This window comes from Halobellus sp. Atlit-38R, assembly GCF_003665925.1.
Lineage (GTDB): Archaea > Halobacteriota > Halobacteria > Halobacteriales > Haloferacaceae > Haloquadratum > Haloquadratum inordinatus.
The window spans coordinates 1-430 of the sequence record NZ_QXIJ01000424.1; the positions used below are offsets into that span (position 1 = coordinate 1).

1 pseudogene is annotated in these 430 nt (G+C 56.3%); it reads left to right on the forward strand.

Annotated features, from left to right (window positions below):
• Positions 1 to 256, forward strand: a pseudogene (locus D3D02_RS20185) (ArsR family transcriptional regulator); the annotation flags it as partial.
• Positions 257 to 430 lie beyond the last annotated feature (174 nt).

A 430-nucleotide genomic window follows, 5' to 3' on the forward strand; every position in this document is an offset into this window, starting at 1 on the left:
GCGATTCAGTATCCCGAGCAACCGCTGTTTGCTCACCGAGCCGCGAGTGCTCGTCTTCCTCGAAGATCATGCCTACGACCCCTGGTACGACTGGCTGTTGATCGAACTGGAATTAGTCCACCGCCAGACCGTTCTCTCGGAGACCCCGTTCGAACTGGAGCTGGTCCTCGAGGCTGACGGAGACCGACTGGTCGCGACCCTAGACGAGAAGGGGGCAGTCACAACTCTTCACAGACTCTCTCGAGAGCAGTCATGACAGGTGGCTCAGGCTAACGAATTCCAGTCCGTTCCTGGATAGAAATATAATTCAGCTTACATATATAGCCTGAACGGCCGTCAGTACGCACGAGGAGAAATGACCAGACACGAACCGGTTGGACGAAGCGCGATTGAACAGCCCGACGGTGTGTTGCGCCGGACCGTGTTGAAG